The sequence below is a fragment of the Stackebrandtia albiflava genome (assembly GCF_007994225.1).
GTDB classification, from domain to species: domain Bacteria; phylum Actinomycetota; class Actinomycetes; order Mycobacteriales; family Micromonosporaceae; genus Stackebrandtia; species Stackebrandtia albiflava.
Genome location: NZ_VLLL01000007.1, coordinates 242,012 through 264,117, shown reverse-complemented (window position 1 = coordinate 264,117; position 22,106 = coordinate 242,012). Strand labels below are relative to the sequence as shown.

Below are 22,106 nucleotides of genomic sequence, written 5' to 3'. Positions count from 1 at the left end.
GTGTCCGCGTGTAGCATGGGGCCACGTCGCCGGACGAGGCCGCTCGCACGCGGACACCGGGCCGTGGGTGAAGCGATGCCGCAACGGGGTGTCGCTTCGGTCGCGTCGGCCGGTTCGCACCACCGGATGCCCGGTGTATGCCCTCCATTACCCCGTGGTGGCGTTGCGGCCATGTCGCACAATCGAACTCGGCCGGTTGGCGAGGGGAGCCACAGCCGCGCCGGCGCGACGTATGGAAAGGTGCAGCAGCATGACTTACCCCCCACCCCCCGGCTACCCCGGTGGCCCGCCGCAGGACCCGTACGGTCAGCAGCAGCCCGATCCGTACGGTCAGCAGTACCCGCCGGCGGGTGCGCCATACGGTCAGCAGCCCGATCCGTACGGTCAGCAGCAGCCGGACCCCTACGGCCAGCAGCAGCCGGATCCCTACGGTCAACCACCGCAGTCCGACCCCTATGGCCAGCAGCAGCCCGACCCCTACGGCCAACAGCCGCAGTACCCGTCGCCGGGTCAGGGGGGCGGTTACTCCCCGGAGCCGTCGTACCCGATGTCGGGCGTGCCGATGAGCGGTCAGCCCATGACCGGGCAGCCGATGATGGGCCCGACGAGTGGCCCGCCGGGCCAGCAGCCCCCCATGGGCGGCTACAACCCGATGTTCCCGCAGCAGCCGAAGAAGAACAACACCCCGATGATCGTGGGCGTGGTGTTGGGCGTCGTCCTGCTGTTGGGCGTGGGCGCGGTCCTGTTCGCGGTGTTGGGCAGCGGCGATGACGAACCCGGTGACGACATCGCGTCCCAGTCGCCGTCGGTCGAACCGTCCGTCTCGGAGTCGCCTTCGGAGGATCCGGCCGACAACCGGGTCGGTTACCAGGACTTCGGCGTCGACTGGACGGGCAGCTACGAGGGCATGGACCTGTCGGCGACCTTCGTCGAGGGGTGGGACTACGACGACTGCAGCGCGGTGGAGTCCGGCGGTGCCCTCACCAGCGCCGGATGCGAGTACGCGTTCGAGGTGATCCACGAGGCCGAGGGCGGCGACCTGCGCATCGCGCAGTTGGTGTTCGCGTTCCCGGACGAGGGTTCGGCCTCCTCCCTGGAGTCCGACATCGAGATCGAGGAGTTCGAGGAGTCGTACCGGTTCCGTTCGGAGGGCTTCATCACCGACTACGAGGAGGGCCTGTGGTGGTCGGAGGCCGCGGGCAGGTTCGCGATCGTCACGATCGCCACCCGCACCGACGCCCTGGATGCGACCACCCTCGAGAACTACCTGTACGGCAAGAGCGACGACACCATGTACACGTTGAGCGGGCTCTGACCGACGCGTTGAACGCGGGGGCCGCCGGAAGGCGGCCCCCGCGTCGTGTTTCAGGTCTCATTGCCCGTGCGGCGGTCGGGCCGTTACACTTCGCTCGTACTTCATCCAGAGAAGCCGAGGGAACGGCCCTGTGACGCTTCGGCAACCACCGCGTTCTGCGCGGAAGGTGCCAAATCCGGCCGGTGGTGACACCGGAGAGATGAGGAGGAGCCTCGATGACCGCACCCGTCTCCACTTCCGTGTTCACGGACGGCCCCGCCGTGGGCCTGGTGTGCCGTGCCTGCGGCGCGCAGTACCCGTTGGCGGCGCAGCACGCCTGCTGGCAGTGTTTCGGCCCGTTGGAGGTCGAGTACGACACCGACGCGTTGGCCGCCGTCACCCGGGAACGCATCGAGGCCGGTTCACAGGACATCTGGCGTTACGCGCCGCTGTTGCCCGCCGGGCTGGAACCGTCGTCCCGTGTCACGTTGAACCCCGGCATGACCCCGCTGATCAGGGCGGACGGCCTGGCCGCCGAACTGGGCATGAAGACGTTGTGGGTCAAGGACGACAGCGCGAACCCGACGCACTCGTTCAAGGACCGCGTCGTGTCGGTGGCGTTGACGGCCGCCGACCGGCTCGGCTTCGACAGGTACGCGTGCGCGTCCACGGGGAACCTGGCGAACTCGGTGGCGGCGCACGCCGCCCGCGCCGGTAAGCCGTCCATGGTGTTCGTTCCGCACGACCTGGAGCCGGGCAAGATCATCACGACCGCGGTGTACGGCGGTCGGTTGGTCGCCATCGAGGGCTCCTACGACGACGTGAACCGGTTGTGTTCGGAGTTGACGGAGACCGACGAGTTCGAGACGACGGCGTTCGTGAACGTGAACGTGCGGCCGTTCTACGCGGAGGGTTCCAAGACCCTCGGATACGAGGTGGCGGAACAGCTCGGTTGGCGGGTGCCCGCGCAGGTCGTCATCCCGATGGCGTCGGGGGAGTTGTTGACCAAGGTGGACAAGGCGTTCACCGAGATGGCCGAGATCGGCCTGGTCGACTCGGCCGAGTGCCGGGTCTTCGGCGCGCAGTCCTCGGGCTGCAACCCGATCGCGACGGCGCTGCGCGCCGGCACCGACGAGATCACGCCGGTGAAGCCGACCGGGATCGCCAAGTCGTTGAACATCGGTGATCCGGCGGCCGGTCCCTATGCGATCGAGGCGGTCCGGCGTACCGGTGGCTGGATGGCGGACGTGTCGGACGACGAGATCCGCGACGGAATCCGGTTGCTGGCCAGGACGACCGGCGTGTTCGCCGAGACCGCCGGGGGCGTCGTCGTGGCGACGCTGCGGAAGCTGCTGGCCGAGGGCCGGCTCGATCCGGCCGCCGAGACCGTCATCTACAACACCGGCGAGGGCCTGAAGACGCTCGACGCGGTGCAGGCGGCGCCCACCCACCGGATTCGGCCGTCGCTGACGGCGATGCGTGACGCGGGTCTGTTGACCTCGCTGTGAGGCGGCCGCTCCCGGGAGCCCCGAGCCGCAAGGTGACGCTGAGTGATCGGCGGTTTCCGTCTCCGGGCGGGGCGGAGGTTCCGGTGTGGAGTGTCGGTGACGGGCTGTGGTGATGAGATCACCAGTTGGCGCGGCGGTATGACGGATATCGGCGGTTTGTCGAGCCGTCGCCGTCGCGTCCCTTTCGGTCACCCATTGTCTATTTCGGAGCCTTTTCAATATCACCCAGTGTGACCACCTGTCAGTATTCTGTCGGATATCCGACAGTCGGATTGGCCATCGAAACCATTGACGCTCAACGAAAACCGCCGCAGAATCGGTGTTGCGGGAGGTCACCGCACCTTCGCCGATGAAATCGGTTGACTCCGTGCCCCGGTTTCATACGACGATCGGCGTCAACCGGCGCCGGGAGTGGTGACCTCCCGACCACGTCCCCGAGTCACGACCCGCGCCGCGCCTCACCGGTGCCACCCGGCTCCGCCGACCACGCCGCTTCACCCGGCTCCGCCGGCCATGCTTCCTCACCCGGCTCCGCCGGCCATGCGTCCTCACCCGGCTCCGCCGGCCATGCCCCCTTCACCCGGCTCCGCCGGCCATGCCCCCTTCACCCGGCTCCGCCGGGTAGGCCCTGATCTCCGTCGCCTTGACGGCCGCCCACAGTGCCGTGCCGGGTGCCAGGCGCAGCTCCGCCACCGCGGCGGGGGTGACGTCGGCCAGGACGGTCGGTCGGCCCTCCAGGTGCAGTCGCACGGTGTTGCCGTGTTGCTCGATCCCGGTGACCGTCACCGGCCAGTGGTTTCGGGCGCTGCCGTGTGGTTCCGTCGCGTGCAGGACGACGGCACTGGGTGGGAACGCCAGCCACACCGGTCCCCGTACCGGGTCGGCGGGGACGAGACGGCCGCCGCCGGCCAGGTCCACCGAATCACCGGTGGCGTTGCCGCCCAACAGGTTGAGGCCGACGAGCCTGGCCACGTAGTCGGTGCGGGGCCGGGTCGCCACCTCCACCGGAGTGCCACTCTGGACCTCACGGCCGTCCTCCACGATCACCAGCCGGTCGGCGAGCGTCATCGCGTCGAGCGGGTCGTGACTGACCAACAGGGTCGCGCCGCCGAATCGTGCCAGGTGACGGGACAGTTCGGCCCGTACCCGCGCCCGCGTCGACACGTCGAGCGCGGCCAGTGGCTCGTCGAGCAGCAGCACCTCCGGCGTCGTGGCGAGCGCCCTGGCGAGCGCGGCCCGCTGTGCCTGCCCACCCGAGAGCCGGTGCGGGCGGTGACCGGAGTGGTCCCGCAGACCGACCACGTCGAGCCATTCGTCGGCGCGGCGGCGGGCGGCGTGGCGGTCGACGCCGCGCGCCCGCAGCCCGAACGCCACGTTCTCGCGCACCGACATGTGAGGGAACAACCGGTACTCCTGGAAGACCACTCCGACGCCACGGTCGCGCGGCGGCGTGAACCGGCGCGGCGGAACGTCCCAGTCCTGTGAGGACATACTGATCCGGCCGCCGGTCAACGGGGCCAGGCCCGCGATCGCGCGCAGTGTCGTCGACTTCCCGGCGCCGTTGGGGCCGAGCAGCGTGACCACCTCGCCCGGCGCCACCCGCAACCGCAGGTCCAACCGGAAGCCGCCGGGCCGGTCGAGTCGCAGATCCGCGTCGAGTGTCACGCCGCCCGCCTCACCCATCGGTCCCGCATACCGGCGAGCACCGCCACCGAGACGGTCAACAGGACGACGCTCAACACGATCGCCGCCTCCGGATCGGACTCCAACGCCAGGTACACCGCCAGCGGCATCGTGGTGGTCTCGCCGGGGAAGTTCCCGGCGAAGGTGATCGTGGCGCCGAACTCGCCGAGTGCCCTCGCCCAGCACAGCACCGTGCCCGCCAGCACCGCCGGGGCCACCGACGGCAGGGTCACCCGGCGGAACGTGTACCAACCCGAGGCGCCCAGCGTCTCCGCCGCCTCCTCGAATCGCGGATCGGCGGCCCGCAGCGCCCCCTCCACCGCCACGACGAGGAACGGCATCGCCACGAACGCCTCGGCCACCACGACGCCGGCGGTCGTGAACGGCAGCGAGACACCGAACCAGGCGTCGAGGTACTGCCCGATGAGACCGCGCCGCCCGAACACCAGCAGCAGGGCCACGCCACCCACCACGGGCGGCAGCACCAGGGGGACGGTCACCAGCGCCCGCAGCAGTGAGCGGCCCGGGACGTCCGCGCGCGCCAGCAGCCAGGCCAGTGGAACCCCCAACACCAGGCAGATCCCCGTGGCGAGGGTCGCGCACCACAACGACAACCGCAGCGCGGGCCACACCTCCGCCGAGGCCAGCCTCGGCCACAACCGGGTCCAGGGCGTCTCGACGAGCAGGCCCGCCAACGGCACCACCAGGACCGCGAGGCCGAGGAGCGCCGGTACCAACAGCAGCACCGGGATGCGGCGGCGCACCCGTCGTGTCGTCATGGCGTACCGAATCCCGCCTCGGCCAGGACGTCCCGGCCGGTCTGCGAACGGACGAAGTCGACGAAGGCCGCCGCCGTCACCGGATCCGGGGCGTCGGTGAGGGTGGCGATCGGGTAGACGTTGACGGCCTCCGCCGATTCGGGGAACTCGATGCCGGTGACGTCGCCGGCCGCGGCGTGGACGTCGGTCCGGTAGACGAGGCCCGCGTCCACCTCGCCGAGCCGCACCTTCGTCAACACCGCCTTGACGTCGCGTTCCCGGGTGTCCGGTTCCGGTGCGATGCCCGCGATCTCGAAGACGGTCTCGGTGGCGGCCCCGCACGGGACCAGCGGGTCGCACACCGCGAGCACCACGTCCGGGTCCGACAGGTCCGCGAGGCCGCTGATCCCGGCGGGGTTGTCCGGGGGCACGGCGATCTGCAACCGGTTGGTGGCGAAGGCGGCCGGTGCGGTCGCCAGCCCGGCGTCGACGAGTGTGGTCAGGTGGACCGGTGACGCGGCGGCGAAGACGTCCGCCGGGGCGCCCGACCGGATCTGCGCGGCCAGTGTGGAGCTTCCCGCGAAGGCGAACTCCACGGTGACGCCCGGATTGGCGGCCTCGAACAGTTCACCGAGCTCCCCGAAGCCCTCGGTGAGCGACGCGGCCGCGAACACCGTGATCCGCCCGCCGGAGTCGGCGGACGGCGCGGCGCACGCCGACAGCAGGAATACCGCGGCGACGAGGCACCGGATCGCGGACCTCACGAGGCCTCCCTGGGTATCTCCACCACCACGTGAGTCGACTTGATGGACGCCACGGCGACGCTGCCGACCCGCAGTCCCAGGTCCTCCGCGGAGTCCCGGCTCATCAACGACACCACCCGGAACGGGCCGGCCTGCATCTCCACCTGTGCCATGACCCCGTCGGCGACGACTCGGGTGACGATGCCGCGCATGCGGTTGCGGGCCGACGCCGCGACGGTGGTACCGGGTTCGGGGTGGTCGGCGAGCGACTGGGCCAGCCGGGCCAGGTCGGCGCCGGACACGGTCATCGGTCCGGTGCCGCCCTCACCCCGCTCGGCGGTGAGCCTGCCGTGGGCGATCCAACGCCGCACCGTGTCGTCGCTCACTCCCAGCAGGGCGGCGGCCTCACTGATCCGCAGATTCGGCATGAACTCGACTATATATCCGCGAAAGCGGTGATGTGGTGGCCGATTCACCGCTGACCGGTGCGGGTGAACGGCGAGGGCCGAACGGCGGGTGGCGGCGTCGCGGGATAATGCGATACTCATGACGCCCCGTGCGGTGCCCGGCGGTTCACGGTCGCCCATCGCATGCCAGTCGAACACGAGGTTCCGCAATGCGTTCACGATCCCTCGCACTGACATCCGGTTTCGCCGTCGCCGTACTCGCCGGCTGCGTGTCGCCGCAGATCGGTGCGTTCACCGATCCCGCCGCGCAGACGAGGGAGGTGGTCGGCGGCGCGATGGCGGCGCTGGCGGACCTCCCCCTGTTGGAGTACACCGGCGGTATCGGTGAGATCAGCGGTTCCGGTGAGCCGGCGACGGTCAGCATGGAGGTGACGGAGTCGGGAACCTCCTACGGCACGGCCGAGGTCGGCGAGTACACCGTGGACATCATGACCATCGACGGGGTCGTGTACGTCAAGGCGAGCGAGGCGTTCTGGATCTCCTACGGCGCCAGTGACAGCCATGCGGCCAAAGTGGACGGCGAGTGGGTGCAGGTCGATCCCGCCGAGTGGTTCGACGCGGGCGCGTTCCTGACGCCCGAGGAGTACGCGGCGCTGTTGACCGAGGCGATGGGCGACGCCGGATCCACCGAGATCGCCCTGCCCGAGCCGCAGGACCTCGACGGAGTCGAGGTGTACCCGATCGCCGTCGGTGAGGGCTTCGTCTACGTGACGGTGGCCCCGCCGCACACCGTGGTCGCGGTCGTGAACGTCGGCGTCACGGTCGACCCGTCCGACCCGGGCGGAGTGATCCTCAGCACCGATGTCGCGGCGCTCGACGACGGCGCGCTGGACGCCCTGCTCGAAGTCCTGGAGACCGCGATCGGGGAACTGGCGACCGTGTACACCGACGACAGCCAACTCGTCCTGGCCGAGAGCAGCCCGGCGATGGAGTGCTCCAACTCCACCTTCAAGTGCACGATGAGCGTCGATGTCACCGCCGACATCAGCGGCGAGTTCGTGTTGGCGGACAAGGTGTCCATCACGTTCAAGGCCACCGCGGACGGCGGCCCGCTCGGTTCGAAGAAGTGCGACGACAAGGCCGACGCGAAGATCGGCGAGACGGTGTCGCTGTCGTGCGCCGTGACGTTCAACGTCCCCGCCGACGGTGTCGAATACCCCATCAACTCGTCGTGGACGGTGACCGGCGTCGCCACCTTCAAACCCGACACCGAGGCGATCCTCGAAGCGCTGCAGGAGGAGTTCGCCGAGCTCGGATAGGGCGTCCGGCGCGGCCGCGATAACCGGTCGCGCCACCACGGCCGACACCGCACAATGACGGCATGTCGCATATCGAGATCACCGCGCTCGACCCCATGGACCAGGCACAGGTCGACGCCTGGCTCGCCATGCGGGAACGAATCCGCGCACAGGACATACCGGACTTCCCGCCGTCGTCACCGGCCCCCTCGATCGTCCGGCTCACCCGGACGACCAGGGCCACGCGGGTGGAACAGTTGCTGGCCGTCCGCGACGGCCGACCGGTCGGCACCGTCGAGGTCATGTACTCACAGCTGGACAACCGTCACCTCGTGGAGTTCGAACTGGAGGTGGACCCGGCCGCCCGCCGCACCGGCGTCGGGGCCGCGTTGTTGGCCGAGGTGGAGCGCCGCGCCGTCGCCGACGGCCGCACCACCCTGATCACCTATGTGATGCAGCAGTTGCCGGACGGGCCGGAACGCGCCGACCACGGTGAACGGTTCGCGCTGGCGACCGGGTTCACCGCCGGCCTGGACGAGATCCGCCGTCGTGCCGACCTCTCGGTCGCCGACCAGCCGGGACTCGACCGGATGCTGGCCGAGGCGTGGGAGCGCGCCGAGGGATACGAACTGGTGCAGTGGGTGAGTCGCGCACCCGACGACCTCGTCGACGCGGTCGCCTACCTCGACGGCCGGTTGCTGTCGGACTCGCCGACCGGTGACCTGGACATGGAGCCCCAGAAGGTCGACGCGGCCCGTATCCGTGAGATGGAGGACGTCCGCCTGACCGCCGGACAACTGTCGCTCAACACCGGAGTCCGTCACGTCGCCACCGGCGTACTGGCCGGATGGACGGACATCATCGTGAACCCCGTATCCGAGACCCATTGCTGGCAGGGCATCACGATCGTCGACCCCGACCACCGGGGGCACCGGATCGGCACGATCCTGAAGATCGAGAACCACCGGTTCGTGACCTCCTACCGGCCCCGGATGCGGTACGTGCACACCTGGAACGCCGAGGAGAACGACTACATGATCAACATCAACGAGGCGGTCGGCTACCGGGCGCAGGAACGCTGGGTCGCGTTCCAGAAGAAGCTCACGGCATGACGGACGGGGGTGGCCGTGGCGTCGGCCGCCCCTGGCTCCGCCCGAGGTAAAACCGGTTGCGGCGGCCCCGCACCGGACGCAGACTTCGGGAATGGAGACGACGACGATCGACACGCACGACGCGGACACCGCCGCGGAACTGCTGGCGCTGCACCGGGCCGCACACGACGCCGACCAACCCGACAACCCGGGGCCGTGCGGTGTCGCGTTCCCCGTGAACCTCCGTCACCCACGTCCGGGCGCCGACATCGTGCATCGGGTGGTGCGGCGGGACGGGGTGATCGTCGGTCACGCCGAGGTCTACCTCCCCACCATGGACAACCTGCACTTCGCCGGCGCGGAGATCACCGTGCACCCCGGACACCGCCGCCGGGGCATCGGCCGCGCCCTGTTCGAGGCCGCCGTGGCGATCGCCGAGGGTGCCGGCCGCCGGAGCCTGTCGATCGGGACCATCGCGGGCTGGGAGGACGGCCCCGCCAGGTCGGAGGCCGGACGCCACTTCCTCACCGCGATGGGCGCGTCACTCGCGTTGACCGAGGTGCACCGGCGGGCGCCGGTCGACTACCTGGACCCGGCCGAGGAGGAGCGGATGACGGCCGAGGCCCTGGCCGCCTCCGAGGGCTACGAGACGATCGCGTGGACCGGGGTCATGCCGAGGGAACTCCTGGAGCCGGTGGCGAGGTTGGACAGCACCTTCCTCGCCGAGGCTCCGATCGGTGAGCTCGACCTGGAACCGGAGAAGATCGACGAGCAGCGGATGCGCGACAACCAGGAGGCGACCCTGGCGCGCGGCATCTTCTGCTGCGGTGTGGTCGCGCGGCCGATCGGCAGCACCGAGATCGTGGCGAACACGGTGATCGGCGTGAAGACCGAGCCGGGGGACGTCGCGGACCAGTGGATCACGCTGGTGTCGCCGAAGCACCGCGGCCACAAACTGGGCATGCGGGTGAAGTTGGAGAACCACCGCCAACTGCGTGCGGCCCGGCCGGAGGTGAAGACGGTGGGCACCGGCAACGCCGACGTCAACGCCCACATGATCGCCATCAACGAGGCGTTGGGCTTCCGCACCGTGGACGCCTGGTACGAGTACCAGATCACGCTGCCGCGAGGCTGAACCGAAACGGCCCGACGGGACCGCGCTTCGGCGCTTCCCGTTGGGCCGCTTCATGTCTGGCGCAGGTCGTGTACACATGATCCATGACACCGATGAGATTGGACACCGACGATCCCCGGCAGGTCGAGGACTTCCTGACGCTGGGGGAGCGCGTCGCCGCCCACGACCGGGACGGGATGCCCGAATGCCGTCACCAGACCCGGCACCTGATCACCCGCGCCGTGCCCGGTGAGCACCGCGAGATGTACCGCGTGGTCGAGGACGGCGAGACCGTGGGCGCGCTCATGATCACGATCCCCGAACGGGAGAACAGCCATCTCGCCCAGTTCGGCCTGCTCGTGGCACCCGGCCACCGCAGACGGGGGATCGGTACGGCGCTGCTGGAGACGGCGTTGACTCGGGCGAGGGAACACGGATGTACGACGATGCTCACCAACGCCACCGGCCCGTTGCCCGAGCGCTCGGTGTGGGCCGACACCGCCTCCGAGTTCGCCGCCGTCCACGGATTCACCGCCGCGCAGCGGATGATCGGGCAGCAGCTCGACCTGGCGGACTCCGAGGCCGCCGCCGGGAGGTGGTGGCCGGAGGCGGCCCGGGCCTCGGCCGGATACGACCTCGTCGGGTATGTCGACGAGGTGCCCGAGGAGCTGGCCGAGGGGGTGGCGACCCTGGTGACCCGCGTGAACCTGGACGTCCCGACCGGCGAGGTGGACCGGAAGGTCGTCGAGTTCGACGTCGCCAGACTGCGCGAGAGCGAGGTGGCGGAACGTGAACGCGGCGTCCGCAGGGTCGGCGTGGCCGCCCGTCACCGGGAGACCGGTGAGGTGGCGGGTTACAGCACGCTCCTCATCACGCGCGGCAACCCCTGGTTGGCCAGTGTCAACATGACACTGGTCGCGCCGCCGCACCGCGGACACCGGCTGGGGCTGGCCATGAAGATCCGGGTGCAGCGCGACGTCGTCCGGCACTTCCCCGCCGTGACGACCATCGACACCGGCAACGCCGACGTCAACGACCACATGCGCGAGGTCAACCGGCGGCTCGGGTTCCGCCCGATCGGCGCGGTCACCGTGTACCAGCGGCGTCTGTGAACCCCGTCCGCCGGGAGGGGGACACCCGACGGGTCACGGAGGCGGTGGCGGCGACAGGATGGGGTCATGGAGATCACCGCCTTCGCCCCCGGCGCACCGGACACCGACCGGCTCACCACCGAGACGGTCGGCGTGATCGTCGCCGCCGCCGACCACGACGGTTTCGGCGCGCCGCCGTGCACGACCCTGCTGTCGTTCGAGCTCAACGAGACCGACAACCCGGAGTTCCACCGCGACACCTGGCTCGCCCGAAGTGGTGACGAGACGGTGGGCGTGGCGTGGTTGATCCGGCCGGCGAAGGAGAACCGGCACCTCGCCCGGCTCGGTGTGGTGGTGTCACCCGACCGGCGGCGCGAGGGGATCGGGACGGCGCTCGTCGCGCGGTGCCTGGAGGCCGCCGCCGCAGACGGGCGCCGCGTCGTGACGGCGGACGGGGCGGCACCGGAGGACGGTGACGACGATGGCGGGGTCGCCGGGGCGTTCGCGCGCAGCCTCGGGTTCCTTCACGTGCACCGGACACTGTGGTGGCGGCTCGACCTGGCCGGGGTGGATCGGGAGGAGGAGGACCGGCTGCGGGCGGCCGCGTCGGACCGGTCGGCGGACTACGACCTGGTGAGCTGGGTGGGCCGGATCCCGGACGCGCGGGCGGCGGGCTTCGCGGCCCTGGTGTCCATCGTCAACGGTGAGGTGCCGCACGGTGACCTCGAGGTGGAGGACATGGTCGTCGACGTGGCGAGGCTGCGCGCCGACGAGCGGCGCCGGGCGCCGTCGGGGGTGGCGGTCCTGTACGTGGTGGCGGTGCATCGCCGCACCGGCGAGACGGCGGCGTACACGACGGTGCGGTTGCCGGAGACCACCCCCGCGCACGCGGCGGTCGGCATCACCCTGGTGCACCCGGAACACCGTGGCAGGCGGCTCGGCCTCGCCGTCAAGTTGGAGGCGCATCGCCTGCTGCGGGAACGGCGCCCGGCGGTGCGATGGCTGGAGACCGGCAACGACGACACCAACCGGCACATGATCGCGATCAACGAGACGCTCGGGTTCGTCCGCGACGGCAGCGTCGTCACCTACCGCCGCGAGTGGTGAACCGTGGTACCGGGCGGATCGGTGTGTGGTCCGGGGGAGGCGGCGTGGCACCTCGCCCGGTGGGTCCCGGGGGCCTCCAACCTCCGCCCCATATGTGGATCGTAGAACGGTTTCGGCACCCGGCGCCAGTGGAGCGGAGGTGGCCTGTGGACGACGGGGCGGTTGTGGACAACGGCGGTGGGTGGACCCCGCTGTTCCCCGTCCCCGGCCGATGCGCGTCTCGTGGGCGAACCGTGACGGCCACGGTGACACTTCCCTCAGCCGACGCGCCAGTCGGGTCCTGAACGGAGACTGTGATGGTCCAACGCACTCGTATGTGGAAGCTCTTCGGTGCGGTGATGCTCGGGCTCGTGTTGAGCACCGCCGCCGTGACCGGTACGGCCGCCGCGAGCGACGTGGTGACTCCGGCGGGGGACTGCGACCCCACCCCCGGTGGCCCGCCGAGCTGCCCCTGACGCCGTGCCGTGCCCGTTCGGCCGCACCCGTCGCCGGTGTGGCCGAACGGGGGCGGCTCCGGAATGCGCGTGAGCCCGGCGCCGGTGTTCTCGCAAACCGAGCGTTGTGGACAAATCGGGCGTCACGGTGACATCGCGACGATGTCGCCCAGTCCCACCGTCCGCCGGCGTGAGCCGGATCGGCACTTTCCCCTCGTCGGCTTCCCTGCCGTACCGTGTTCCGGCTGGGCTCGCGGCCGTCAGTGCCCCTCGTTCCACCGTCACGGCCACTTGCCATGGCGCATTGCTGATGTCATCATGACGTCATGCAGATCAGCGCTCTTGAAACGCCGGCCGCTCCCGGGGTACTCGCCGAACTCGCCGACATGGTCGTCGCCACCGCGCGACACGACCGCGACTTCATGCCCGTGTGTCCACATCGCCTGACCGCGATGCTGCGCGAACCGGTGACCGAGGACCACAGCGTCGAGGTGTGGATCGCCCGCGACGCCGACCGGATCGTCGGCGCGGCGTGGCTGACCCGGTTCCACATCGAGAACCGCGACATCGGCGTCATCGAGGTCGGAGTCTCACCCGGGGACCGCCGTCGCGGCGTCGGCCGCGCTCTCCTCGACGTTCTCGTGGCCGCCGCCCGGTCACACGGCCTGACCCGGTTGGTGGGCAACGGCATCGCGACGATCCGGGACGGCGGCGGCGCCGCTGCGGGCTTCGCGAGCGCCACCGGCTTCACCCCGGCGCTGACCTCCACGATCCGGCGACTGGACCTGCGGGGCGTCGACTCCGCCGCGGAGGCGGCGGCGTGGGATGAGGCGGTGGCCGGATCGACCGACTACGCGCTCGCCGGCTGGGTCGGCGACGTCCCGGAGCGGTACGTCGAAGGCGTGGCCGCGATCTTCTCCATCGCCAACGGCGAGGTGCCCAGCGGGGACATGGACATCGAGGACGCCGCCATCGACGTGCCCCGCTGGCGGGCCGAGGAGCGGCGCATGGCGGCGGAGGGCCTCGGCAGGTTGGCGGTGGCCGCAGTACATCGCGAGACCGGTGAACTGGGCGGCCTCAGTACCGTCAAGTTGCCGAAGGGGACGCCCGAGCACGCCTCGGTGGGCCTCACGATCGTCCACCCGGGACATCGGGGGCGGCGCCTGGGGCTGGCGTGCAAGATCCGGGCGCACCGGATGTTGCGCGCGGAGTTCCCGTCGGTCAGGTACCTGGAGACCGGCAACGCCGACGTGAACCGGCACATGATCGCCATCAACGACCGCCTGGGTTTCCGCCCGCACGGGGCCCTGCACACGTTCCAGCGGACGTGGTGAACGCTCAGTCGCGACCGGAGTCGGGCTGCAGTGACGTGAACAGGGCGTAGGGGCGGGCGCCCGCGACGTTCGGCCGGTCGGCGTACTCGTCGAAGAGGCGTTGCAGGCGCGCGTGCAGTTCGGCGCGCTCCTCGTCGGTCAGTCTGAGCCCGAGCCGCCACATGCCGCCGTCGGTCCCGGTCAGGTCGTGGGGGAGTTCGGCGATGAACGCCTCGATCATCGCCGAGCTCAACCCGGCCGAATGGTGCGCGCCGACGTCGACGCGCCAGGACTTCCGGGTCGCCAGGTACGGGATCTCGCGGGCGCCGCGCCTGCCGGTGCGGGCCGGCCGGGCGGCGAGGAAGCCGGTCGACACCAGGGTGCGGACGTGATGCAGGACGGTCGCCGGGTTCATGTCCAGCCGGTCGGCGATCTCCTTGTTGGTGAGGGCCTCGTCCAGGCACAGCCGGAGGATGCGCATCCGCAGGCCCGAGGCCAGTGCCTTGGCCTCCGCCTCGGTCGCGGCCGGCTTGTCTTCGCGCATCGGCTCAGTCTACGAACGGGGTCACGGCGCGACACCGGCCAGGTTTCCGACACAATACCGATTGACTTTTCCCAATCGATTGCCGAGGCTTCCCTACATGCCGATCACCCGTCGACTCGGACTGCTGCGCGACCACGACTTCCGTGGCCTCTTCGTGTCCACCACCGTCAGCCAGTTCGGGCACCAACTCACCACACTCGCCATCCCGCTCATCGCCGTGGCGGTGCTGTCGGCCGGTGAGTTCCAGGTCGGCATGCTCACCGCCGCCGCCAGCGCCGCCTTCCTGCTGGTCGGCCTACCCGCCGGAGCCTGGGTCGACCGGATGCGCCGCCGCAACGTGTTGATCGTCGCCGACGTCGCCCGGGGCGCGCTGCTGCTGACCGTGCCGGTCGCCTGGTGGTGCGACGTGCTCACCATCTGGCAGCTCTACGTCGTCGTGCTGGTCAACGGCGTGTTCACCGTGTTCTTCGACGTCGCCTACCAGAGCTACCTGCCGCATCTGGTGGGGCGGCGACACCTCATGGAGGGGAACTCCAAACTGGAGGCGGTCCGCGCGGTCTCGCAACTGTCCGGTCCCGGCCTGGCCGGGCTCCTCATCCAGTGGTTGACCGCGCCGGTCGTCCTGTTCCTCGACGCCGTCGCCCTGGCCACGTCGGCCCTGGCGGTCGCCCGGATCCGCAGCCGCGAGGTCGTGGAACCCGTCGCGCCCGGCACCCGGTTGCGGACCCAGATCGGTGAGGGACTGCGGTTCGTGTTCGGCAACCGGCTGCTGTGGTCGATCGCGTTGTGCACCGGCATCGGGAACCTGTTCTACACCATGTACGCGTCGATGGAACTGGTGTTCCTGGCGCGGGAACTCCACCAGACCCCCGGAACCATCGGCCTGATCTTCTCCGTCTCGGGCGCCGGCGGCCTGCTGGGCGCGTTCGTCGCCCGCCGGCTCACCGCCCGGTTCGGCCAGGGCCCGACCATGTGGCTGTCGATGCTGCCAGTGGGACCGGCCGCCGCACTGATGCCGATGGCCGCACCGGGGTGGAGCCTGTGGCTGGCCGCGCTGGGCGGCGTCGTGGTGTCCATGGGCGTGGTCGTCTACAACATCACGCAGGTCAGCTTCCGCCAGGGACTCACCCCCGACCGTCTCCTCGGCCGCATGAACGCCACCATGCGTTTCCTGGTGTGGGGGACCATGCCGTTGGGCGGGCTGATCGGCGGCGTCCTCGGTGAGATCCTCGGCGCCCGGGGCACGATGTGGGTGGGTGTCGTCGGCTCCGGCCTGGCGTTCCTGCCGATCGTGTTGTCGCCGCTGCGCCGCATGCGGGAGCTGCCGACGACCGGCGGGGACTCCGATGTCCTGGCCGAGAACCCCAAGGCTGCGGCATGATGTCACCCATGACGCACCCATTGCTCACGAAGCATCGCGACACCCTCGACGCGGCCGTCTCGGCGATCACGACGCGCGGCTACCACTCGGTCTACCCCGAATCACCGAGTCCCCGGATCTACGGCGAGAACGCGGCGGCCGACGGCAAGGCGGAGTTCGAGGGACTGCTCGGCAAGCAGTTCGACCTGGACACCCCCGACGTGGTCGACTACGTCGCCACCGAGAGCAGCCCGTTCGGCATCGAACTCGGTGTCCACTACCCGCGCGCCGACGCCGAGGCGCTCCTGACCGCCGCCCGCCGCGCCTGGCCGACGTGGCGCGACGCCGACCCCGACACCCGCGCGGCGGTGTGCGTGGAGATCCTGGAACGGATCCACCGGCACGTGTTCACCCTGGCCAACGCGGTCCACGCCACCACGGGCCAGGCCTTCGTCATGGCGTTCCAGGCGGGCGGCCCGCACGCGCTGGACCGCGGCCTGGAGGCGGTCGCGTACGGGTACGCCGAGCAGCGACGCACGCCCGCCACCGCGTACTGGGAGAAACCCGCCAAGGGCGAACCGCTGGCGATGAACAAGCGCTACCACGTCGTCCCGCGCGGTGTCGCGCTGGTGATCGGGTGCAACACGTTCCCGACGTGGAACTCCTACCCGGGCCTGTTCGCCTCGCTGGTGACCGGCAACCCCGTGATCGTGAAACCGCACCCGCAGGCGGTGCTGCCGCTGGCGTTGACCGTCAGGTACGCCCGCGAGGTGCTGGTCGAGGCCGGCTTCGACGCCGATCTGGTCGGCCTGGCCGCCGAAGACCCCAGCGACCGGATCGCCGCGACCCTGGCGCTCGACCCCCGGGTCAGGATCGTCGACTTCACGGGGTCCACCGAGTTCGGCGACTGGCTGGAGGCCAACGCCCGGCAGGCGCGGGTCTACACCGAGAAGGCCGGCGTCAACACGATCGTCGTCGACTCCACCGACGACTTCAAGGGCATGTGCCGCAACATCGCCTTCACGCTCAGTCTGTACAGCGGGCAGATGTGCACCACCAGCCAGGCGATCTTCATCCCCGAGGGCGGCATCGACACCCCCGACGGTCACGTCTCGGCAGACGACGTCGTGGCGGGGATCGCGGGCGCGGTGGCCAAACTCACCGGTGACGCCGAACGCGCCGTCGAGATCATCGGCGCGATCGTCTCCCCGCAGGTCGCCGACCGCATCGACGCCGCCGCCGAGACCGGCGAGGTGGTGCTCGCCTCGAAACGCCTGGAGCACCCGGCGTACCCCGGCGCGCGGGTCCGGACGCCGCTGCTGGTGCGGCTGCCCGCCGACGCCCGCGACGTCTACGGCACCGAGTGCTTCGGGCCGGTGTCGTTCCTGGTCACCACCGCCGACACCCGGGAGAGCCTTCGCCTGGTCACCGAGGTCGTCGCCGAGCGCGGCGCCCTCACCATGGGCGTCTACTCCACCGACGAGGACGTGCTCACCGCCGCGGAGGAGGTCGCCCGGGAGGTCGCCGTCCACCTGTCGTGCAATCTGACCGGCGGCGTGTTCGTCAACCAGTCCGCGGCGTTCTCCGACTTCCACGGTTCGGGCGGCAACCCGGCCGCCAACGCCTCGCTCACCGACCCCGCCTACGTGTCCGGACGCTTCACGATCGTGCAGTCGCGGCGGCACGCCTGACGGTGGGTCATGCCCGTCACCTGCGGGTCTAGCCGGGGTAGCCGCGTTCCATCGGGTAGCCTCGGTAACCGGTCATCGTTCGCGACCAGTGCCGTGGGAACAAATCGTATGGCAGGTTAGTTGGGTGATCTACCGGCTACGCGTCCGCGCTGCCGGGTCAAGGCACAGTAAGAAGGAAATACATGGCACAGGGCACCGTCAAATGGTTCAACGCGGAGAAGGGCTACGGCTTCATCGCCGTGGACGGCGGAGCTGACGTCTTCGTCCACTTCTCGGCAATCCAGACGGACGGCTACCGTTCGCTGGATGACGGTCAGCGCGTCGAGTTCGAGATCGGTCAGGGCAACAAGGGCCCGCAGGCTGAGAACGTGCGCATCGCATAAGGCGGGGCGTGACAAGCGCTACGGCCCGTCCGGCATTCCGCCGGGCGGGCCGTTTTCGTGCCCGGAACCCGTGACGGGTTCCCCCGCGTCGCCGCGCGGCCACCCGGCGGGGACGCCCTCGTTAAGGTGGGCGGCGACACCCCGCGTCACCGCCGAGCTTCAGGATGGGACCCCCGATGACCGTTCCGGCCGACGTGCCCGCAGGGCACGACCCGCTGATCCCCACCGACTTCGCCGGCTGGTTCACCGCGATCACCGAGACGTTGCGCCGCAGTGGCCGCCGGATGGCGGCGGTGACGGCGCTGTGGGGTGTCGTGCCGACCATCGGCGGCGCCTACTCGACGTACCTCACCACCGGCGTGCTGGCGGAGGTGGAACGGACACTGCCGGAGAACCCCACCGGCCGCGCCTCGGCCGCCGACCTCGAGCTGGTCCTGTCGGCGTTGGGCACCTTCGCCGGCGTGTTCGCCGCCCTCGTCGGCGTCTCCCTGCTGCTGGGCTACTTCACGCTCGCGGGGATCGCCTCGGCGATGCGGATCGCGGTGTACGACGCCCACGGCCGTGACCTCGCCCTCACCGACGCGCTGCGTTTCGGCGCCCGCCGGGGACTCCGCATGTGGGGCTGGTATCTGCTGGTCTCGCTGTGCGTCATGGTCGGCCTGTGCCTGTGCGTGCTGCCGGGCATGTACCTGGCGGTCGTGTTCGCGTTGTTCGTGCCGGTCGCCGTGTTCGAGGGCGGCGGCCAGGTCCTGGCGCGTTCCCTGCGGCTGGTCCACCGGTCGTTCGGCGCGATGCTCGGGCGCATCCTGCTGGTGGGGGCGGTGTGCGTCGCGGTGTCGCTTCTCGGCGCGCAACTGTTGGCGATGACCGGCCTGGCGGTGATGTCGCCGCAGGACGTCACGGTCGTGTCGGTCGGCGCGGAGGCCGTGGTCACCTGGGTCGTGGGTGTCGCGACCGGGATGGTGCTCGCCGCGGGCCTGCTGGTCACCTACGCGGAGACGCGCGCCGGTGACCGTGACCTGGTGACCTCCGAGCAGTTGATCTGAGCCGGGCCGCCGTCGTCGGCGACCTCTCGGGCCGAAACGGGCGAATCGGTCCATTCCGGTTGGTAGGTTGCGGGCATGACTGTCACGCCACCGCCGCCACCGGGCCACGAACCCCCCGAAGATCCGTATCGGGGTGATCCGGGGGCGCCGCAGAGCGGTCGGGGGCCGACCCCGCAGCCGGGGGGATACGGCGACCCGCCGACCCCGCCCGGCGGGTACGGTCAGCCGCCCGGCGGGTACGGGCAACCACCCGGCGGAGGCTACGGACCCCCGCCGGGCGGATACGGGCAACCCGCGCAGGGCGGCTGGGGTGGTTACGGATCGGGTGGGACACCGCCCGGCGGCGTGCCACCCGGTCAGCCACCCGGCGGCGGTCGTTCCGGAGACCCGCTGTGGTCCGACGACGTCGGCGGGTGGTGGCAACGCGGCATGGAGGTCTTCCACCGGAGTTGGCGCACGATCGCCGTCCTCATGCTGATCGGCGTGTTCATCCCCTCGGTCATCCTGGGTTCGACGAACTCGCTCAGCGGGGTGGACCTCTACGGCGCCTCGATGGACGAGTACGACACCGAGATGATCGGACGCTCGCTGCCGTCGCTGATCGCGGCCCTCATCGTGGGGTATCTCACCGCGCTGGCGTGGACGGCGGCACTGCGCGCGGCCGTCAAGGAGTCGGTCGGCGAGTCGGTGAGCGTGGGGGAGTCCCTGGCCTACGGGCTGCGGCGGGGGCTGCGGCTGTGGGGTTGGGGCATCCTGGCGTACCTGACCGTGGTGATCGGCTTGGTGCTGTGTGTCCTGCCCGGCCTGTGGGCGTTGTTCGCGCTGAGCCTGATCGCGCCGGCCGCGACCTTTGAGGCGGGCAGCCCGTACGTGCGGTCGATCAAGTTGACGCACCGGAACTTCGGCGGCGCGCTCGGCAGGCTCGTGCTGGCGTGGCTGGTCATCGTGTTGTTCGGGTGCGTCGTGGGTCTCATCGGGGGCGCGGTGTCCGCGGCGGCAGCGGTCGCCTTGTCCGGCGCGGCGGAGGTGATCGTGCTGATCCTGGTGCAGGCGGTCATGTCGCTGGTCCTGATCATCCCGTCGGTGTGGCTGGTGGGGATGATCCTGTGCACGTACGTGTGGGCGCGGGGCCGGACCGAACCGGTGTCGGCGGCGTCGTTGTCGATGGAGGCGGATCGGTGATCCGGCGGTTACCCGGCCCGTCATCTACTGTGGTGACGGGCCGTTTCCACACCCCGCGTTTGGCACTCTAGCCCTGAGAGTGCTATACCTGTGTTTGGCACTCGTGACCGTCGAGTGCCAGCCGGGATGGCGGGGCCGGTCCGTGCCCGCGTGACGTCGTCGCGTGGGGGACGTGCCGGTCAGGTCGTCGCGGGCCCGCTGCGCCCGGCAACCAGACGTGATCAATCGATATCCGGAAGGGTACAAGCCGAATGGCCAAGATCATCGCGTTCGATGAAGAGGCTCGCCGTGGCCTGGAGCGGGGTATGGACACCCTGGCCAACGCCGTCAAGGTGACTCTGGGTCCCAAGGGCCGCAACGTCGTCCTCGACAAGAAGTGGGGCGCCCCCACGATCACCAACGACGGCGTCAGCGTCGCCAAGGAGATCGAGCTGGAGGACCCGTACGAGAAGATCGGCGCCGAGCTGGTCAAGGAGGTCGCCAAGAAGACCGACGACGTCGCCGGTGACGGTACGACCACCGCGACCGTGCTGGCCCAGGCCCTGGTCAAGGAGGGTCTGCGCAGTGTCGCCGCGGGCGCGAACCCGATCGCCCTGAAGCGGGGCATCGAGGCCGCCGTCGCCGCCGTCGCCGACAACCTGTCGAAGCTGTCCAAGGACATCGAGTCCAAGGAGCAGATCGCGGCCACCGCCTCGATCTCCGCCGGTGACACCACGGTCGGCGACATCATCGCCGAGGCGATGGACAAGGTCGGCAAGGAAGGCGTCATCACCGTCGAGGAGTCCAACACCTTCGGCCTGGAGCTGGAGCTCACCGAGGGTATGCGCTTCGACAAGGGCTACATCTCGGGTTACTTCGTGACCGACCAGGACCGTATGGAGACCGTCCTCGACGACCCGTACATCCTGATCGCCAACTCCAAGATCTCGGCGGTGAAGGACCTGCTGCCGACCCTCGAGAAGATCATGCAGAGCGGCAAGTCCCTCGTGATCATCGCCGAGGACGTCGAGGGCGAGGCGCTCGCGACCCTGATCGTGAACAAGATCCGGGGCACCTTCAAGTCGGTCGCCGTCAAGGCCCCCGGCTTCGGTGACCGCCGCAAGGCCATGCTGGGTGACATCGCCACCCTGACCGGTGGCCAGGTCATCAGCGAGGAGCTGGGCCTGAAGCTGGAGAACGCCACCCTGGACCTGCTGGGCCAGGCCCGCAAGGTGGTCATCACCAAGGACGAGACCACCATCGTCGACGGCGCCGGTGACCAGGACCAGATCAACGGCCGGGTCGCGCAGATCCGTACCGAGATCGAGAACTCCGACTCCGACTACGACCGCGAGAAGCTGCAGGAGCGGCTGGCCAAGCTGGCCGGCGGCGTCGCGGTGATCAAGGTCGGCGCCGCCACCGAGGTGGAGCTGAAGGAGCGCAAGCACCGCATCGAGGACGCCGTGCGCAACGCCAAGGCCGCCGTGGAAGAGGGCATCGTGCCCGGTGGTGGTGTGGCGCTGGTGCAGGCCGGTGCGACCGCGTTCGACAAGCTCGACCTCGAGGGCGACGAGGCGACCGGTGTGCAGCTGGTCCGCAAGGCGCTGTCGGCTCCGCTGAAGCAGATCGCCGCCAACGCCGGCCTCGAGGGTGGCGTCGTGGCCGAGCGCGTCGCGGGCCTGCCCGCCGGGCAGGGCCTCAACGCCGCGACCGGCGAGTACGTGGACATGCTGGCCGAGGGCATCAACGACCCGACCAAGGTCACCCGGTCCGCGCTCCAGAACGCCGCGTCGATCGCCGCGCTGTTCCTGACGACCGAGGCCGTCGTCGCCGACAAGCCGGAGAAGGCCGCGGCCGACCCGGCCGGCGGTGCCGGCGACATGGGCGGCATGGGCGGCTTCTAAGCCGTTCGCCGTTCAGGCGTCACCAGGTTCATCACCGGAGGGCCGGGTCGTGAAGACCCGGCCCTCCGGCGTGTCCGGGGGTGGGGACGACCCGGCGTGGTCGCGGCGGAGGCGGCATTTAGGCTGGACGGCCTCTCCCGGTCACGGCACGTCCCCGTTCGGCAGCCGGTCGGCGG

At 70.3% G+C, this 22,106-nt stretch carries 20 protein-coding genes and 1 riboswitch; of the genes, 15 read left to right on the top strand and 5 right to left on the bottom strand.

Going from position 1 to position 22,106, the window contains the following annotated elements; genetic code table 11:
• Positions 1–250: 250 nt before the first annotated feature.
• Together LX16_RS27235 and thrC are read left to right on the top strand one after the other, a co-directional pair.
• Positions 251–1,315, top strand: coding sequence for a hypothetical protein (locus LX16_RS27235; protein ID WP_211354641.1), 1,065 nt, complete (start codon positions 251–253; stop codon positions 1,313–1,315).
• 98 nt (positions 1,316–1,413) lie between these two features.
• Positions 1,414–1,521: riboswitch (SAM riboswitch) on the top strand.
• Positions 1,522–1,530: 9 nt separating this feature from the next.
• Positions 1,531–2,802, top strand: a complete 1,272-nt coding sequence (thrC, locus tag LX16_RS20125) for a threonine synthase (protein WP_147141485.1) — start codon at positions 1,531–1,533, stop codon at positions 2,800–2,802.
• Between the two features lie 576 nt (positions 2,803–3,378).
• Here thrC and LX16_RS20120 read toward each other — a convergent pair.
• From LX16_RS20120 to LX16_RS20105, 4 genes are read right to left on the bottom strand one after another with little or no spacing between them, the layout of a single operon-like run.
• Positions 3,379–4,467 carry an ABC transporter ATP-binding protein gene (locus LX16_RS20120; protein WP_211354640.1) on the bottom strand — a complete coding sequence of 363 codons (1,089 nt, stop codon included), beginning with the start codon at positions 4,465–4,467 and terminating at the stop codon, positions 3,379–3,381.
• Positions 4,464–5,264 (bottom strand): molybdate ABC transporter permease subunit, encoded by an 801-nt coding sequence (gene modB, locus LX16_RS20115; protein ID WP_147141479.1) that lies wholly within the window; start codon positions 5,262–5,264, stop codon positions 4,464–4,466. Before modB ends, LX16_RS20120 begins: the two co-directional genes overlap by 4 nt.
• The gene (gene modA, locus LX16_RS20110) at positions 5,261–6,007 is read right to left on the bottom strand and encodes a molybdate ABC transporter substrate-binding protein (RefSeq protein ID WP_147141476.1); all 747 of its coding nucleotides are present in this window, start codon (positions 6,005–6,007) and stop codon (positions 5,261–5,263) included. The genes modB and modA overlap by 4 nt, the downstream gene beginning before the upstream one ends.
• Positions 6,004–6,414: a TOBE domain-containing protein gene (locus tag LX16_RS20105; protein ID WP_147141473.1), complete on the bottom strand. Its 411-nt coding sequence runs from the start codon at positions 6,412–6,414 to the stop codon at positions 6,004–6,006. Before LX16_RS20105 ends, modA begins: the two co-directional genes overlap by 4 nt.
• 188 nt (positions 6,415–6,602) lie before the next feature.
• On the opposite strand from LX16_RS20105, the gene LX16_RS20100 reads away from it, so the two are divergent.
• From LX16_RS20100 to LX16_RS20075, 7 genes are all read left to right on the top strand, one after another.
• Complete coding sequence (locus LX16_RS20100; protein WP_147141470.1) at positions 6,603–7,712, top strand: hypothetical protein; 1,110 nt, start codon at positions 6,603–6,605, stop codon at positions 7,710–7,712.
• A gap of 62 nt (positions 7,713–7,774) precedes the next feature.
• On the top strand, positions 7,775–8,803 hold the full coding sequence (locus LX16_RS20095) for a GNAT family N-acetyltransferase (protein ID WP_147141466.1): 1,029 nt from the start codon (positions 7,775–7,777) through the stop codon (positions 8,801–8,803).
• A 91-nt stretch (positions 8,804–8,894) separates the two neighbouring features.
• Positions 8,895–9,917, top strand: a complete 1,023-nt coding sequence (locus tag LX16_RS20090) for a GNAT family N-acetyltransferase (protein WP_147141465.1) — start codon at positions 8,895–8,897, stop codon at positions 9,915–9,917.
• A gap of 83 nt (positions 9,918–10,000) precedes the next feature.
• The gene (locus LX16_RS20085) at positions 10,001–11,008 is read left to right on the top strand and encodes a GNAT family N-acetyltransferase (protein WP_147141461.1); all 1,008 of its coding nucleotides are present in this window, start codon (positions 10,001–10,003) and stop codon (positions 11,006–11,008) included.
• 66 nt (positions 11,009–11,074) lie between these two features.
• The gene (locus tag LX16_RS20080) at positions 11,075–12,094 is read left to right on the top strand and encodes a GNAT family N-acetyltransferase (protein WP_147141458.1); all 1,020 of its coding nucleotides are present in this window, start codon (positions 11,075–11,077) and stop codon (positions 12,092–12,094) included.
• A gap of 296 nt (positions 12,095–12,390) precedes the next feature.
• A complete protein-coding gene (locus tag LX16_RS26695) occupies positions 12,391–12,549 on the top strand; it encodes a hypothetical protein (protein WP_158645665.1) in 159 nt (52 codons plus the stop codon).
• A gap of 305 nt (positions 12,550–12,854) precedes the next feature.
• On the top strand, positions 12,855–13,862 hold the full coding sequence (locus LX16_RS20075; protein WP_147141455.1) for a GNAT family N-acetyltransferase: 1,008 nt from the start codon (positions 12,855–12,857) through the stop codon (positions 13,860–13,862).
• A gap of 4 nt (positions 13,863–13,866) precedes the next feature.
• Here LX16_RS20075 and LX16_RS20070 read toward each other — a convergent pair whose 3' ends face one another.
• A complete protein-coding gene (locus tag LX16_RS20070) occupies positions 13,867–14,385 on the bottom strand; it encodes an ArsR/SmtB family transcription factor (protein ID WP_147141452.1) in 519 nt (172 codons plus the stop codon).
• Positions 14,386–14,482: 97 nt separating this feature from the next.
• On the opposite strand from LX16_RS20070, the gene LX16_RS20065 reads away from it, so the two are divergent.
• The 6 genes from LX16_RS20065 to groL all read left to right on the top strand — a co-directional run bounded on the left by LX16_RS20065 (position 14,483) and on the right by groL (position 21,930).
• Positions 14,483–15,766 (top strand): MFS transporter, encoded by a 1,284-nt coding sequence (locus tag LX16_RS20065; RefSeq protein WP_147141450.1) that lies wholly within the window; start codon positions 14,483–14,485, stop codon positions 15,764–15,766.
• Positions 15,766–17,436 (top strand): phenylacetic acid degradation protein PaaN, encoded by a 1,671-nt coding sequence (gene paaN, locus LX16_RS20060; protein WP_345740777.1) that lies wholly within the window; start codon positions 15,766–15,768, stop codon positions 17,434–17,436. Before LX16_RS20065 ends, paaN begins: the two co-directional genes overlap by 1 nt.
• A gap of 182 nt (positions 17,437–17,618) precedes the next feature.
• Positions 17,619–17,819 carry a cold-shock protein gene (locus LX16_RS20055; protein ID WP_147141444.1) on the top strand — a complete coding sequence of 67 codons (201 nt, stop codon included), beginning with the start codon at positions 17,619–17,621 and terminating at the stop codon, positions 17,817–17,819.
• Between the two features lie 176 nt (positions 17,820–17,995).
• Entirely contained in the window at positions 17,996–18,865 is an 870-nt protein-coding gene (locus LX16_RS20050; protein WP_147141442.1) for a hypothetical protein, read from the top strand.
• Between the two features lie 75 nt (positions 18,866–18,940).
• Entirely contained in the window at positions 18,941–20,047 is a 1,107-nt protein-coding gene (locus LX16_RS20045; protein WP_147141439.1) for a hypothetical protein, read from the top strand.
• 251 nt (positions 20,048–20,298) lie between these two features.
• A complete protein-coding gene (gene groL / locus LX16_RS20040; RefSeq protein ID WP_147141436.1) occupies positions 20,299–21,930 on the top strand; it encodes a chaperonin GroEL in 1,632 nt (543 codons plus the stop codon).
• Positions 21,931–22,106 lie beyond the last annotated feature (176 nt).